This is a genomic window from Halomonas sp. AOP30-A1-24 (assembly GCF_052378165.1).
Taxonomy (GTDB): Bacteria; Pseudomonadota; Gammaproteobacteria; order Pseudomonadales; family Halomonadaceae; genus Vreelandella; species Vreelandella citrativorans.
This window is the reverse complement of record NZ_JBQSXL010000008.1, coordinates 29,217-44,072: the sequence shown is the minus strand read 5'-3', so window position 1 is coordinate 44,072 and position 14,856 is coordinate 29,217. Positions and strand designations below refer to the sequence as shown.

At 53.2% G+C, this 14,856-nt stretch carries 14 protein-coding genes and 3 tRNA genes; 4 read left to right on the top strand and 13 right to left on the bottom strand.

The window, feature by feature from the left end:
• Positions 1–47: 47 nt before the first annotated feature.
• From dnaB to ACT3TJ_RS06275, 8 genes are all read right to left on the bottom strand, one after another.
• Positions 48–1,433 carry a replicative DNA helicase gene (gene dnaB / locus ACT3TJ_RS06310; RefSeq protein ID WP_172116092.1) on the bottom strand — a complete coding sequence of 462 codons (1,386 nt, stop codon included), beginning with the start codon at positions 1,431–1,433 and terminating at the stop codon, positions 48–50.
• Between the two features lie 264 nt (positions 1,434–1,697).
• Entirely contained in the window at positions 1,698–2,144 is a 447-nt protein-coding gene (gene rplI / locus ACT3TJ_RS06305) for a 50S ribosomal protein L9 (RefSeq protein WP_172116091.1), read from the bottom strand.
• Positions 2,145–2,159: 15 nt separating this feature from the next.
• Positions 2,160–3,011, bottom strand: coding sequence for a hypothetical protein (locus tag ACT3TJ_RS06300; protein WP_087107798.1), 852 nt, complete (start codon positions 3,009–3,011; stop codon positions 2,160–2,162).
• Between the two features lie 12 nt (positions 3,012–3,023).
• Positions 3,024–3,251 (bottom strand): 30S ribosomal protein S18, encoded by a 228-nt coding sequence (gene rpsR, locus ACT3TJ_RS06295; protein ID WP_009097135.1) that lies wholly within the window; start codon positions 3,249–3,251, stop codon positions 3,024–3,026.
• A 33-nt stretch (positions 3,252–3,284) separates the two neighbouring features.
• Positions 3,285–3,680, bottom strand: a complete 396-nt coding sequence (gene rpsF / locus ACT3TJ_RS06290) for a 30S ribosomal protein S6 (protein ID WP_087107800.1) — start codon at positions 3,678–3,680, stop codon at positions 3,285–3,287.
• 222 nt (positions 3,681–3,902) lie between these two features.
• Positions 3,903–4,700 (bottom strand): 23S rRNA (guanosine(2251)-2'-O)-methyltransferase RlmB, encoded by a 798-nt coding sequence (rlmB, locus tag ACT3TJ_RS06285; RefSeq protein WP_172116090.1) that lies wholly within the window; start codon positions 4,698–4,700, stop codon positions 3,903–3,905.
• A gap of 2 nt (positions 4,701–4,702) precedes the next feature.
• Positions 4,703–7,093 carry a ribonuclease R gene (gene rnr, locus ACT3TJ_RS06280; RefSeq protein ID WP_441678275.1) on the bottom strand — a complete coding sequence of 797 codons (2,391 nt, stop codon included), beginning with the start codon at positions 7,091–7,093 and terminating at the stop codon, positions 4,703–4,705.
• Positions 7,090–7,317 carry a hypothetical protein gene (locus tag ACT3TJ_RS06275; protein WP_441678273.1) on the bottom strand — a complete coding sequence of 76 codons (228 nt, stop codon included), beginning with the start codon at positions 7,315–7,317 and terminating at the stop codon, positions 7,090–7,092. Before ACT3TJ_RS06275 ends, rnr begins: the two co-directional genes overlap by 4 nt.
• A 33-nt stretch (positions 7,318–7,350) precedes the next feature.
• Between ACT3TJ_RS06275 and ACT3TJ_RS06270 the strand changes: the two genes are divergently transcribed.
• The 3 genes from ACT3TJ_RS06270 to ACT3TJ_RS06260 all read left to right on the top strand — a co-directional run bounded on the left by ACT3TJ_RS06270 (position 7,351) and on the right by ACT3TJ_RS06260 (position 7,730).
• Positions 7,351–7,437, top strand: a tRNA-Leu gene (locus ACT3TJ_RS06270).
• Positions 7,438–7,515: 78 nt separating this feature from the next.
• A tRNA-Leu gene (locus ACT3TJ_RS06265) sits at positions 7,516–7,602 on the top strand.
• A gap of 41 nt (positions 7,603–7,643) precedes the next feature.
• A tRNA-Leu gene (locus ACT3TJ_RS06260) sits at positions 7,644–7,730 on the top strand.
• A gap of 195 nt (positions 7,731–7,925) precedes the next feature.
• Here the strand turns inward: ACT3TJ_RS06260 and ACT3TJ_RS06255 are convergent.
• Together ACT3TJ_RS06255 and ACT3TJ_RS06250 are read right to left on the bottom strand one after the other, a co-directional pair.
• The gene (locus ACT3TJ_RS06255) at positions 7,926–8,789 is read right to left on the bottom strand and encodes a DNA/RNA non-specific endonuclease (RefSeq protein WP_193057060.1); all 864 of its coding nucleotides are present in this window, start codon (positions 8,787–8,789) and stop codon (positions 7,926–7,928) included.
• An 81-nt stretch (positions 8,790–8,870) separates the two neighbouring features.
• Positions 8,871–9,146: an Lrp/AsnC family transcriptional regulator gene (locus ACT3TJ_RS06250; protein WP_172116086.1), complete on the bottom strand. Its 276-nt coding sequence runs from the start codon at positions 9,144–9,146 to the stop codon at positions 8,871–8,873.
• Positions 9,147–9,423: 277 nt separating this feature from the next.
• Between ACT3TJ_RS06250 and ACT3TJ_RS06245 the strand changes: the two genes are divergently transcribed.
• Positions 9,424–9,738 carry a high-potential iron-sulfur protein gene (locus tag ACT3TJ_RS06245; RefSeq protein ID WP_441678271.1) on the top strand — a complete coding sequence of 105 codons (315 nt, stop codon included), beginning with the start codon at positions 9,424–9,426 and terminating at the stop codon, positions 9,736–9,738.
• Positions 9,739–9,803: 65 nt separating this feature from the next.
• Here ACT3TJ_RS06245 and ACT3TJ_RS06240 read toward each other — a convergent pair whose 3' ends face one another.
• Genes ACT3TJ_RS06240 through ACT3TJ_RS06230 form a run of 3 tightly spaced genes read right to left on the bottom strand, consistent with a single transcriptional unit; the run spans position 9,804 to position 14,644 of the window.
• Positions 9,804–11,366 carry a SpoVR family protein gene (locus ACT3TJ_RS06240; protein WP_441678269.1) on the bottom strand — a complete coding sequence of 521 codons (1,563 nt, stop codon included), beginning with the start codon at positions 11,364–11,366 and terminating at the stop codon, positions 9,804–9,806.
• Between the two features lie 25 nt (positions 11,367–11,391).
• Complete coding sequence (locus tag ACT3TJ_RS06235) at positions 11,392–12,681, bottom strand: YeaH/YhbH family protein (protein WP_192528215.1); 1,290 nt, start codon at positions 12,679–12,681, stop codon at positions 11,392–11,394.
• A 40-nt stretch (positions 12,682–12,721) separates the two neighbouring features.
• Entirely contained in the window at positions 12,722–14,644 is a 1,923-nt protein-coding gene (locus tag ACT3TJ_RS06230; RefSeq protein ID WP_441678267.1) for a PrkA family serine protein kinase, read from the bottom strand.
• Positions 14,645–14,856: the final 212 nt, after the last annotated feature.

The following is a 14,856-nucleotide window of genomic DNA, read 5'->3' as shown; positions in this document are numbered from 1 at the left end:
CCGTATGCTCAATATATCAAGGACGTGATGCTGGTCACACCCTCACTCTAGTCACCAAAAGCTTCGCCATAGCTGTCGGGAGCCAGGTCTTCAAAACGGGTATATTTGCCGATAAACGCCATATGCACCGTTCCGATAGGCCCGTTACGCTGCTTACCGATAATGAGTTCAGCCAAGCCCTGATTATCTGGATTATCCTGGTTATACACCTCATCACGATAGACGAAGGCGATAACGTCCGCATCCTGCTCGATGGCGCCTGATTCCCGCAAGTCAGACATAACCGGGCGCTTGTTGGGGCGCTGCTCCAGCGAGCGGTTAAGCTGAGAAAGCGCCACTACCGGACATTTAAACTCTTTCGCCAAGCCTTTTAGCGAGCGCGAAATTTCCGATATCTCCCCCGTGCGGTTTTCAGAAAAACCGGGGATCTGCATCAGCTGAAGGTAGTCGATCATGATCAGCGACATATTGCCGTGCTCACGCACGACACGGCGCAAGCGCGAGCGCATTTCATTAGGTGAAAGCGCAGCGGTGTCATCGATAAAGAGCTGCTTGTCTTTAAGCAGATTGACCGCCGACGTTAGGCGCGGCCAATCTTCATCCTCCAACTGCCCCGAACGCACGCGGGTTTGGTCGATGCGCCCAAGCGATGACAGCACCCTGAGCATTAGCGATTCAGCCGGCATCTCCATGGAGAACACCATCACGGGCTTATCGCTGGAGATAACCGCGTGTTCGACCAGGTTCATCGCAAACGTGGTTTTACCCATGGAGGGACGCCCGGCAATGATGACCAGGTCCGAAGGCTGAAGCCCTGACGTCATCTCATCCAGATCACGAAAGCCGGTTGATAGCCCCGTCATTTCGCCCTTCAGGTTGAAGAGTTCATCAATGCGATCAACCGCTTTGGTGAGAAGCTCGCTCATGCCAATTGGGCCACCCGTTTTAGGGCGCTCTTCGGCAATCTGAAAAACCAACCGCTCAGCTTCATTAAGCAGTTCATCGGCTGGCCGCCCTTGGGGGGCAAAGGCGCCTTCTGCAATCTGATTCGCCGCTCGAATCAGCTTTCTAAGCGTTGCCCGCTCACGCACAATATCCGCATAGGCGCGAATATTGCTCGCCGAAGGCGTATTGCGGGCAAGCTCCGCCAGGAAAGCCAAGCCACCCACGGTATCCAGGTGATCTCGCTCTTCAAGCGCTTCAGACAAGGTGATGACATCAAGGGGTTGTCCAGACTCCGCCAGATGAATCATGACGTTAAACACCAAACGGTGCTCATAACGATAAAAGTCATCGGCTACCAGGCGCTCGGAAACCGTATCCCACGCCTGATTATCCAGCATTAGCCCGCCTAACACCGACTGCTCCGCCTCCAGCGAATGCGGCGGCAGCTTCAGCGCTGCCGTTTCCTGATCAGCAGAAGGCTGGTCCATAGCGAGCTCCTTTCAATAGTGCAGCATAGCCGACAAAGACCACTATCTTAATCGGACAAACCGTTAGCAACCACCGCTAGGTCATCGCATAAAGGGTTATTTCTAAACGCTCAGGGCTTTCAACAAACCACTAGCCGCTTGAAAATAAGCCTTCGTTAAATAGCAACGGGCTTAAATAACACAGGGTTTAAATAACACAGAGCTTAAATAACAAAGGGCGCGGGAAATCCCGCGCCCTTTTGGCGTAAATAGCAGCAGCAAAGTTTACTCTGCGACGACTACCACGCGAACAACGGCGTCCACTTCTGCATGCAGGTGGAGGTCGATGTCGTATTCGCCAGTTTGACGAATCGGGCCTTGCGGCATACGCACTTCGCTCTTGGCAACCTCGATGCCAGCAGAGGAAATAGCGTCGGCCAGATCACGAGGACCGATAGAACCAAACAGCTTGCCTTCGTCGCCAGCTTTAGACACAAGCGAAAGCTCGATGTCGTTCAGCTGCTCAGCGCGGGCTTGGGCTTCTGCTTTACGCTCAGCCGCTTGAGCTTCAAGCTCAGCACGCTGTGCCTGGAACGCGTCAACGTTCTCTTTGGTGGCCGGTACGGCTAAACCGTAAGGCACCAGGTAGTTACGACCATAACCAGGCTTAACAGTGACCTTGTCACCCAGGCCGCCCAGCTTACCAATGTTGTCGAGCAGAATGACTTCCATCTCGTAAACCTCTTGTCAGTTGCCGCGGGCAAGGCGTGCGCGAATGTTCGCGAATGTATCAATCAGCCCCAACAGCAGCACAATGAGAATCGTGGGCCAGGTCGTGATCAGCAGCACATAAAATGCTACCAGCCACAGCCCGTTCATCCCCTTTAATCCAATATAACCATGCACTAACGCAATGCCGGCAACGAGTAGTGGTATCCAGCCGAGTACTGCTAACGCATGTCCCCCAAGCATCATGCCGACCACACAAAGCACCGCTAACACGGCAAGCTCTTTGGGTGCGAGTCGTAACGCATGAAACTCTTCACGAAACCCGCCCGGGTTATATAACCCCGCTTGCCAGCTTCGCGCCAAGGCTAAACATGCAATCGACGCAATCAGAACCACAAGCCCCGTAACGCCCCCCACCACAATGGCAGCCAGCATTTGGGTATCGTACCCCTGATTAGCCAACTCTGTGAGCATACGATCAACGTCCGGAGAGCCTTGTCGTAGTTGCTCAAGCATTGGCCCCATGTCGCCTGGCAGGCTAAAGATGCCGAACTGTACCATTGCTGCAGCCACGAATGTGCCCGCCAGCAACGCTTCACTCCAACGCATCCTTTCACGCAGGACAACCGCCATCAGCGTTACCAGCAATACGCTGGCCAGCGGGATAACGTCGCCTTGCGACCACCAAAAACCGGCGGGTAGCGCCGCTGCGATAATAACCGGTAGCGCAGGTGCAAAGCCTTTACGCAGAGTTACCAAAGCAGCAATAGCAGCACCTAACCAAAACAGCCACGGCACTAACGTGGCCAGCGCTGCCCCGCCTACGGCGTAAGGCAGCCCTCGCATTAGCCATCTTGCCAGTGCCAGCATCACGTTAAACGCTTACTGGTGGCTATCGGAGTAGGGCAGCAGCGCCAGGTAGCGCGAACGCTTGATAGCAGTCGCCAGCTGACGCTGGTAGCGTGCTTTAGTGCCGGTGATACGGCTCGGAACGATCTTGCCAGTTTCGGTGATATAAGCTTTCAGAGTGTCCAGATCTTTATAGTCGATCTGCTTGACGCCTTCAGCAGTGAAGCGGCAAAACTTACGGCGACGGAAAAAACGTGCCATGGATTAGCTCCTTAAAACGTGCAGTGGATAGAATCAGGCAGTTTCGACGTCTGAATCAGACTCGGACTCATCAGCGCGCGACTTGTCTTCGCGGCGCGGACGCTTCTCTTCTGCCGGCTTCATCATCGGAGAAGCTTCAGTAACCGCTTCCTTGCAGCGTACAACCAGGCTGCGGATGATGGCATCGTTGAAGCGGAAGATGTTCTCGATTTCTTCGAGCGTCTCGCCAGTACATTCAACGTTCATCAGCACGTAGTGGGCTTTGTGAATCTTGTTGATCGGGTAAGCCAGGTGACGACGGCCCCAATCTTCAAGACGATGTACAGTACCAGCGTTTTCGGTAACGATGCTGGTGTAGCGCTCGACCATAGCCGGCACTTGCTCGCTCTGATCCGGGTGGACCATAAACACGATTTCATAATGACGCATGAGATCTCCTTGCGGTTTGACAGCTTCCGGTGTGTGCCCCGCACAAGCGAGAACGACGACAGGGAAGCAAGGAGTTACTGAAATGCACCTAACTTACCGCCAAACGGCAATTTAAGGCATTAAGCAGAACTGGTGTTCAACTAACGTACAGGTATTTAACCAACGTAAACATCTGCGCCCGCCTGTAGACAAACGGGCGCAGGTATTCTAGTGGGCGCAGGGTTAACTTGCAAGCTGGCGTTGTCGTACTGCCTCAAACAAACAAATCCCGGTAGCCACAGAGACATTAAGGCTTGAAACCTGCCCTGCCATAGGTAGCTTGGCCAGGTTATCGCAGGCTTCCCGGGTTAAACGCCGCATGCCCTTCCCTTCTGCTCCCATTACTAGCGCAGTAGGGCCGGTCAAATCGATGTCAAATACACTAGCCTGGGCTTCACCTGCTGTACCGGTAATCCATACGCCGGCATCTTTAAGCTTGGCAAGCGTACGCGCCATGTTGGTGACCTGATAAACCGGCACTACCTCGGCAGCACCGCAAGCCACTTTACGCACGGTTGCGTTTAGCGGTGCCGCCTTGTCTTTTGCCACAATAACGCCATGTGCCCCAGCAGCATCGGCGCTGCGCAAGCAGGCACCAAAGTTATGCACGTCTGTCACGCCATCCAGCACTAGCAAAAGTGGCGGTGTTGGCGCCTGCCAGGCACGCAGCTTTAACCACAAGGACTCTTCGCCTTCAGGCGTAAGTGGCGGGCAGAACGCCACCACTCCCTGATGCGCAGCCCCTTGAGTCAACTGGTCCAGCAGGTCACGCGGCTGCTCTTTAATTCGCGCACCACGCGCTTGCGCCTGAGCAACCACTTCGGCCAAACGACTACCGGCTCCTTGCTGAACCCATAGCTCGCGCGGCGTTTCACCGCGCTCCAACAAACTTTGCAAGGCGTGGGTACCATAGACCTGGTCCAGCCCATCCGGCGTACGTACCGTAGTACGTGCACCACGTCGAGACGACGCCGATTTCATACTTAACTTCTCCTGGGCGTTGACTGACGCGTACGTCGCGGGCCACGACGCGTAGATGGCTTATCTTTTTTGGGCGCAGCGTCGCTCTTGGGAGCGGCCGCTTCATTAGTGTCGCCACTGCGGCGTTTACGCGGCTGGCGGCGCGGGCGAGGCTTATCGTCGGTCAAACTGAAATCAATTTTCCGGTCGTCCATATCGACGCGCGCCACTTGCACCGTCAAGCCATCACCCAAGCGATAGGTGGTTCCGGTACGCTCGCCTTTCAGGCGATGCTTCTCTGCCTCATAGTGATAATAATCCGACGGCAGCGACGTCACATGCACCAGGCCTTCGACATAGAACGCATCCAGACGCACAAACAAGCCAAACTGGGTAACCGACGCAATCGTGCCTTCAAAGGTTTCGCCCAGCTTGTCGGACATAAACTCGCACTTCAGCCAGCTTTCTACATCACGGGTCGCTTCATCGGCGCGACGCTCAGTCATTGAGCAGTGTTCGCCAAGTTCAAGCATCTGCTCAAATGTATAAGGGCACCATTTGCTCGGCGGATCGACCGGCGCTCCGTCAACGCGCACGACGGTATTGGTTTGACGCGGCCCCCGGATGACCGAACGAATGGCACGATGCACGAGCAGATCAGGATAACGACGAATCGGCGACGTAAAGTGCGCATACGCCTGATATGCCAAGCCGAAGTGACCTTCATTCTGCGGTGAGTACACCGCCTGGTTCATGGAGCGCAGCATGACTGTCTGGATAATATCGGCATCAGGGCGATCAACAATTGCCTCTCGTAGTGCCTGATAATCCTGCGGCGTAGGCATATCGCCGCCACCCACGGAAAGGCCCAATTCGTTCAGGAACAAGCGCAGCTTATCCAACCGCTCAGGCGTTGGCCGCTCATGAATACGGTACAATGCGGGCAGGTCGTGCTTATCAAGAAAACGTGCGGTTGCAACGTTCGCGGCCAGCATGCACTCTTCAATTAACTTGTGCGCATCGTTACGCTTACGCGGCACAATTTTTTCGATCTTGCGCTCGTCATTGAAGATGATCGCCGTTTCAGTGGTATCAAAATCAATCGCGCCACGCGCTTCACGAGCCCCGCGTAGCAAGTGATAAAGCTCATGCAGGTTTTGCAGCGGCTTCACCAGCTCGCGGTGTTCCTCACGCAGCGCATTGCCCTCTTCGCTCTCGTTATCAAGCATCGCCGCCACTTTGTTATAGGTGAGGCGAGCATGAGAGTTCATCACGGCTTCATAGAAGGAGTAGCGACTGATCGCCCCGGTCTTGGAGATATTCATCTCGCAGACCATGACCAGGCGATCCACGTTCGGATTGAGCGAGCAAAGACCGTTGGATAAAAGCTCCGGCAGCATGGGCACCACCTGCCCCGGAAAATACACCGAGTTACCCCGCGTGCGGGCTTCATTATCCAGCGCCGTTCCCGGACGCACATAGTGAGAGACATCCGCAATCGCGACTAATAGCTTCCAACTGCCTGACTTGGTTTGCCACGCGCACACGGCATCATCAAAGTCCTTGGCAGACTCATCATCAATCGTAACCAGCGGTGTATCTCGCAGGTCAACGCGATGCTTTTTATCTTCCTCCAGCACTTCCGCTGAAATGCCGCTGGTTTGATCCAGCACCTCAGGCGGAAATTCAGCAGGAATATCGTAGCTACGAATCGCAATATCGATTTCCATGCCAGGGTCCATACGCTCACCCAACACTTCAATCACTTCACCCACAGGCTGCACGCGGGTAGCCGGCTGCTGAACAATTCTGGCCGAAATCACCTGGCCATCCTTCGCCCCAGCGCTGGCACTGTGAGGAATAATAACTTCCTGAGTAATACGTGGATTTTCAGGAATCAGTATGCCAAATTCCGGCGTATTGCTGCGATATACACCCACCATTGTTTGCGTATTGCGGGCGATTACATCGGCAATGGTCGCTTCGTCGCGGCCACGGCGGTCTGTGCCGCTGATACGGACCAATACATGGTCACCGCTGAACACGCGACGCATCTGGCGAGGAGGTAACAACAGATCTGGTTTTTTACCATCATCACGAATCAAGAAGCCAAAACCGTCCCGGTGCCCCAGTACGCTGCCCTTGATCAAATCAAGCTTATCAATTAATGCATAAGCGCCGCGCCGGTCACGCAACACTTGACCATCACGCTCCATGGCCGCCATCCGGCGGCGAACGGCCTCAAGGTGATCTTCGTCCTCGATGCCCAGCATGCGGCTCATATTTTCATGGGTAATCGGTTTGCCGTACGTTTCCAACGCCGCTAACAGATACTCACGACTAGGCGCCGGATTATCATATTTTTGCGCCTCGCGCTCGGCGTGCGGATCATCACTCAACGTCCAATACTTCATGCGATCGACATCCTTAATTGCATTTGCGGGAGGCGGACAAAAACAGCAGCGGATAGTCGCTGCAGGTAGGGATAGTCAGCGACTGCGTTAATAAGCAGTAAGCTGAAAAACGTCATATTTTGTTTGGTCATGGGGCCAGTATAGCGCTGCATGTTCCATGACCCAACCACCTTAAGCAGCAATTGTGCAATTTGCGCCATAAAATTATCTTTCAGGTCTTGCATTTAACCAGCACCCCGGTATCATACGCGCCACTTGCCCAGATGGCGGAATTGGTAGACGCGCTAGCTTCAGGTGCTAGTGTCCGTATGGACGTGGAGGTTCAAGTCCTCTTCTGGGCACCATGTTTTCTCATGTTATCCTCTTTTCATGAGTAGCGGGTGCAGCGGCAAGTTGATGTGGTTGATGCTTGATATGTATTCGCCCAGGTGGCGGAATTGGTAGACGCGCTAGCTTCAGGTGCTAGTGTCCGTATGGACGTGGAGGTTCAAGTCCTCTCCTGGGCACCATACGAATACAATCAGCAAAATACCCGCAGTACAAATGATGCGCCCAGGTGGCGGAATTGGTAGACGCGCTAGCTTCAGGTGCTAGTGTCCGTATGGACGTGGAGGTTCAAGTCCTCTCCTGGGCACCATTACGTTGGTCCCGTCCGCATCATTGAACAATCCTTTCTATTATTAATCCCCATATTTTGAATATTGTGCCTACGTTTGCGTTGTTCTACTACGTCGTATTTAGCCTCCTTATTTCGTCGATATTACTGAGGGCTTTCCCCCCCCCCAGCTGAAGCACATTAAATAGTCCACTTACGCTAATCAAAAACGTTACGCTACTGAAAACGCCCAGGTCGCCGTGCGACCTCCTCCAGTGCCCACCCTTGCGTACGCAACTCACCTTCCAGCACGGTTTCCATTTCGGGTGTCAGGTCCGGGAAAAAATTAAGCCCGGTACGCGCTTCTATGTCATTAATAGTGACCAGGTAATCATCTAACGGTTCGTTGCCGCGAACGTCCTGGGGCATGATGAACGCCAGCGCGAGCGGTGCCTCATCGTGTGGGGCAACAATAATCTTATAGAACGCCTCTGGCACTTCGACAAAACCCACCCGATTAAACACATTATCCATAAAATGTTCAGGGAATATCGGCCCGGTAATCACCTGTACGCGATCAAAACGCGGCGCAAAGTGATTGATCACCGACTCCTCCAACCGCTGCCACAGCTGACGATTTAGATTAGGCCGCTGCGGCGTCATGTTACTCATCAAAAACGTATCAACCTGGGCATCGCGCCCGTGCACTGCGGCAATGGCATAGTTAGGTGCCATATGTCCCCGGTCATAGCCACTCCGGGCATAGCTGTCGGTTTTTACCGGCCAGAGGGTCCGCCAATCCGCTTGAAAACTGGGCCGTGAGCCAATCTGGGTCCCTTCCGGCACCGCCTCCAGCTGGTAACTCACCCACAGCGGGTTAACACGCACATCCGACCAGCCAACTAAATAGCCCTCATTGCGTAATACGCGGTGAAACGTGGTGGGATGAAAACTCTCCCACGTGGGAACGCCCATCCAGGTATACGCATCCTGATGCTGACGCTCCTGAAACTCCCATAACCCCGCTCCCGCGACCACAAACAGCAAAGCGACGCCCAGACGTCGCCCCTCTCGACGCCAGCGCCAAAACGATATCCCCACGTTCCCCTACTCCCCACACGCTAATTTTTATCGCCCGCTTATGACACGCGGCCATTGCGGTGGCCGGTGCCTATGTCCACATTACCAGCCTAGTGAAAACATGGTTTCAAGGTCGTGGCGTGAATGTACCTGCATGGCGTTAAGCGTTTCCGTATCGCTGATCCCCTCAACCTCGTTAAGGCGCTCGGTCACCAGCTCAGCCAGGCTTTCAAAATTCGGGGTACGTGCAATGGCTACCAGGTCATAACGCCCACAGGTGGAGTACACCTCACTAATGCCTTCCACGTCCGCTAAACGCTCTGCTACTGCTTTGACCTGGCCTTTTTCAGTATTAATTAAAATAACTGCGTTTTGCATAGCGCCCTCACTAAAAAAATGTAAGTGATACCGAGGCCTATCGTCATTTTACTCACACCGTCTACACCTGTTTAGTGGCGTAATACGCAAGAAAAACGTCAACAGCCGCCAAAGCGTGGAGTATAACAGGCCTGGTTAAATCCGCAGCCTGGACACGAAATCTCTCTAAATCCTTGCCTTGAACGAAGAAGTCGCGCACCACGCATCTATTCGTTAGCATGGATGGATAACAACGCGATATTTAGGGTCAAATGAGAGTGACCTATAAGGAGAGACCATGGCTAATCAGAGCCGCCGTCATTTTATACGCACCAGTGTATGGGGGCTGGCAACCCTCCCCTTGGGCATCGGTATTTTATCGAGAACGGCCTTTGCTCAATCGCTACCTCGCCTTGCCCCTTCAGCACCCAGTGCCCAAGCGCTGAACTATGTTGAAAAAGCGAGTGATGCCAGCGACCACCCTGCTTATACATCAGGTGAACGGTGCGACAACTGCATGTTTTATACCTCTGCTAATCAAGGCTGCCAGCTGTTTCCTGAAAACAGCGTTGAACCTGGTGGCTGGTGTCAATCCTGGGTGGCTCAGGGGTAAGGCTGCTAAACATCCCTGCCAAACGCAGGGACTTTTCACTGTACTCACCGGTAAGCGGTGACCATTTACGGGTTGTCTTTACTTTCCTCCTCTATGGGCCAACGGTAGCGATGCGTCACCCGCCCTTCATCCATGGAAACCAGGCGTACGGGGAACCCCCAAAGCTCATGCAGGTGCCGAATAACCGGGTAGGCACTACGCCCAAGGGGGCGGCGACCGTCCTGCACGTGGTGCAGTGTTAATGAGCGATCGCCCCGGATATCAGCCTCAACCACTTGAATATTTGGCTCTTTCACCGACAGCGCGTACTGAGTAGAAAGCGCATCGCGCACCCGGCGATAGCCCTGTTCATTATGAATAGCCGCAACTTCGAGTGTTTCCGACTGATCATCATCCACAATTAAAAATAGCTTAAGGTCGCGCATTACCTTGGGCGACAGAAACTGCTGAATAAACGACTCATCCTTAAAGTTGCGCATAGCAAATTCAAGCGTACTACGCCAAGGCGTACCCGCAATATCAGCAAACCACTGATAATCCTCCTCGGTCGGTGCTTCGCATATCCGTTTGATGTCCATAAAGATGGCAAACCCCAACGCATACGGATTGATACCGTTGAAGTAAGGACTATCAAAGTCAGGTTGATTAATGACCGCGGCGTGAGACTGCAAGAACTCAAGCATCAGACCTTCATCAACATCGCCTTCGTCATACAAGCGATTCATCAACGTGTAATGCCAAAAGCATGCCCACCCCTCATTCATGACCTGAGTTTGGCGCTGGGGGTAAAAATACTGCGCCAGCTTGCGCACAATACGTACTATTTCACGCTGCCAAGGGGCCAATAACGGGGCATTTTTTTCAATAAAATAGAGCAGATTTTCCTGAGGCTCCGGCGGGTAAATTCCGCCGCTGTGCAGTCCTAGCGGATCGTTGTCGCTGTTAAGGCTACCAGGCAGCGGTGACGCATTGTCAGGCGGCTCAGGAATCGTACGCCACAACATATTCACTTGCGTTTGCAGGTAGGCTTCCCGTTCATCCTGGCGCCTGGCCTCCTCTTCAGCCGAGATCGGCGAAGGTCGCTTATAGCGGTCAACGCCGTAATTTTGCAGCGCGTGACACGCATCCAACAGTTGCTCAACCGCATGAACGCCGTGGCGCTCTTCGCATTTAGCAATGTAGTGACGTGCAAACACCAGATAATCAACGATCGATTCGGCATCGGTCCAGGTACGAAACAAATAATTGCCCTTGAAGAAGGAATTATGCCCATAGCAGGCATGCGCCATGACCAGCACCTGCATCATCAGGGTGTTCTCTTCCATCAAATAGGCAATGCAAGGGTTGGAATTAATCACCAACTCGTATGCCAAGCCCATTTGGCCCCGCTTGTAAGCTTGCTCAACGGCCAGAAACTGCTTACCAAACGACCAGTGATAGTAGCCCACCGGCATGCCCACACTGGCGTAAGCATCCATCATCTGTTCGGTGGTGATGACTTCTATTTGGTTGGGGTACGTATCCAGGCGGTACTCGTCGGCAAGCGCAGCCAGCTTGTCGTTAAAGTGCTCCAGAATACTAAAATTCCAGTCAGAACCAGTCGCAATGGGCTTTTGGGACGCATTCATAGCGTACTCCTCAACACGCACGCGTTTAGCGCGCTTGATTCAAGCGGCGTTTAAACAGCTCACGAAAAACAGGGTAAATATCACTGGCTTCGACAATTTGGCGCATCGTAAAGCGTTCAGGAAAGTGTTCAGCGACGTTCTGGTACTCATGCCAAAGCGACTGATGATCGTGAGGGGTAATTTCTACATACGCGTAGTACTGAAGTTGAGGCATCAGCTTTTTAATCAGTAAATTGCGGCAGGTATTGGAATCATCGTCCCAATTGTCGCCATCCGATGCCTGAGCCACGTATAGATTCCACTGCTCAGCGGGATAGCGCTTTTGAATAATGTTATCCACCAGCGTGAGTGCGCTTGAGACAATGGTGCCGCCCGTTTCGCGGGAGTAAAAGAACTCCTCCTCACTCACTTCTTTTGCGGCTGTATGGTGGCGGACAAACACCAGTTCGACCTTTTCGTAGTGTTTCTCTAAAAAAAGATAAAGCAGCAGAAAAAACCGCTTCGCAATGTCTTTATGGTTCTGTGTCATGGAGCCTGAAACATCCATGACACAGAACATTACCGCCTGGCTTGAGGGCTGAGGCTGCGCTGCCAACTGGTGATAGCGCAAATCGTAGGTATCAATAAACGGCACTGCCTCGATGCGTTTCTTTAAACGCTCGATGTCAGCTTTCAGTTCAGCCACCCGTGCCGGATTACGTAGCACGCTGTCCTTGCGCTCTTCTGCCTCCAGTGCTTGCTCAGCTTCTTTTAGCGCTCGCTTGATCGGTGCTCGCATGGCAATACGGCGGGCGTAGGCCTCCCGCATGGAACGCGTAATACTGATACGCGAGGGCACGCCATCCCGGGAAAGGCCCGCGCGCACCATTTTCACTTCTTCCAATGATTTAAGCGGCTTACGCTGCAGGTGCGGAAGCTCCAAGCCATCGAAAACAAACTCTAAAAACTCCTCCCGGCTAAGCGTAAACGCAAACTCGTCGTTACCTTCGCCTTGGTCAGAAGCATTCCCTTCACCCGCGCCGCCTCCGCCGACTTGGCCACTGGGGCGGCGAATCCTGTCGCCCTGTAGAAACTCTTTATTACCCGGCGAGACGATATTGCGCGCCCCACCAGGGCCATGCTGAAACACCGGCTCGGAAATGTCCTTGGTGGGGATAGAAATTTTTTCACCGCGCTCCATATCAGTAATGGAGCGGCGGTTAACCGCCTCTTCAACAGAGCGCTTGATATGCTGACGGTAGCGCTCCAAAAAGCGCTGACGGTTAACCGCGCTCTTATGTTTAGCGTTAGGTCTTCGATCAATAAAGTAGGTCATACGACCTCCTTAACCCAAAGGGCCTTTTCAGTACCGGCGCTTACTGCGACTTGCGCACGCGCAGGTACCACTCGGAAAGCAGACGCACCTGCTTCTCGGTATAGCCGCGCTCCACCATCCGAGCGACGAAGTCCTCGTGCTTTTTCTGGTCCGACTTTGAGGCCTTGGCGTTAAACGAGATGACCGGCAAAAGCTCTTCGGTATTGGCAAACATCTTGTGTTCAATAACCCCTTTAAGCTTCTCATACGACTGCCAGCTGGGATTCATGCCATTGTTCTGGGCACGCGCTCGCAGCACAAAGTTAACCACTTCATGACGGAAGTCCTTGGGATTGGAGATGCCCGCTGGCTTCTCAATTTTTTCAAGCTCTTCATTTAGCGATTGGCGATTCAACTGCTCGCCGGTATCCGGGTCGCGGTACTCCTGGTCTTGAATCCAGAAATCGGCATAGGTCACATAGCGATCAAAAATATTCTGCCCATACTCGCTGTAGGATTCGAGATAAGCCGTCTGGATCTCTTTGCCAATAAACTCCACATAGCGCGGAGCCAAAAACTCTTTAATAAAGCCCAGATAACGCTCAAATACTTCAGAGGGCAGTTGCTCACGCTCAAGCGCTTGCTCCAGCACATACAGCAGATGCACCGGGTTAGCGGCAACTTCGGTGCTGTCAAAGTTAAACACCTTGGAAAGAATCTTGAACGCAAAACGAGTGGAGAGTCCTTGCATGCCTTCGTCCACACCTGCCGCATCGCGGTACTCTTGTATCGACTTGGCACGCGGGTCGGTATCTTTTAGATTTTCGCCATCGTACACGCGCATTTTGGAGTAGATACTGGAGTTCTCGGGCACTTTTAACCGAGACAGCACCGAGAATTGTGCCAGCATGCGCAGCGTATCGGGCGCGCAGGGTGCGGCATTGAGGGAGGAGTCTTCCAGTAGCTTTTGATAGATTTTGATCTCTTCAGATACTCGCAAGCAGTAAGGCACTTTGACGATATATACGCGGTCAAGAAAGGCCTCGTTGTTGCGGTTATTGCGAAATGCCTGCCACTCGGATTCGTTGGAGTGCGCCAGGATAATGCCATCAAACGGAATGGCGCCCATCCCCTCCGTTGGGTTGTAATTCCCCTCTTGGGTGGCGGTTAACAGCGGATGTAGCACCTTGATCGGCGCCTTAAACATCTCAACGAATTCCATTAACCCTTGGTTAGCGCGGCAAAGCCCGCCCGAGAAGCTATAAGCATCCGGGTCATCCTGGGAGTAAAGCTCAAGCTGGCGGATATCGACTTTACCCACTAACGAGGAGATATCCTGGTTATTCTCGTCACCCGGTTCCGTTTTAGAAATTGCTATCTGGTGCAGCCGCGAAGGATAAAGACGCACTACACGAAACTGGGAAATATCGCCGCCGTACTCTTTTAAACGCTTGGCGGCCCAAGGGGACATCACACTTTTCAGATAGCGCGGCGCAATCCCATACTCTTTTTCAAGCAGCTCGCTATCCTCTTCAGGTGAGAACAGCCCAAGCGGCGACTCATAAACGGGTGAGCCTTTAATGGCGTAAAAAGGGATGCGCTCCATTAGCAGTTTTAAGCGCTCCGCAAGTGATGATTTACCGCCACCCACCGGCCCCAGCAGATAGAGAATCTGCTTGCGCTCCTCAAGCCCTTGGGCGGCATGACGGAAGTAAGCCACGATCTGCTCAATGGCCTCCTCCATACCATGAAACTCAGCAAAAACCGGGTAGCGGCGTATCACCTTATTGGAAAAAATACGCGATAAGCGCGGGTCCTTTGCCGTATCAATAACAGCAGGCTCGCCGATGGCATCCAGCATGCGCTCCGCGGCGCTGGCATAAACCGTTGGGTCACGACGACAAAGCGCCAGATACTCTTCCAAACTCATGTCTTCTTGCTGCACGCGGGCAAAACGGTCTTGAACGTGGTCAAAGATGCTCATGAAACCCTCCTATGGCCATCCCCAGGCAATCACCACCCGGATGAATATTTTATTGTGGTGAGCCGAACGAGGTGTCGCTCTATTAGCGTAGCCAGCATTAGCAAAATGTGATGACTAAAACTTCAACGCTAACATGTGATACGCATAGGCATACGCCAGAAAAGTCCCGCACTTCAAAGGCAGGATGTTGATACAACAGGGTTTTAACCAAA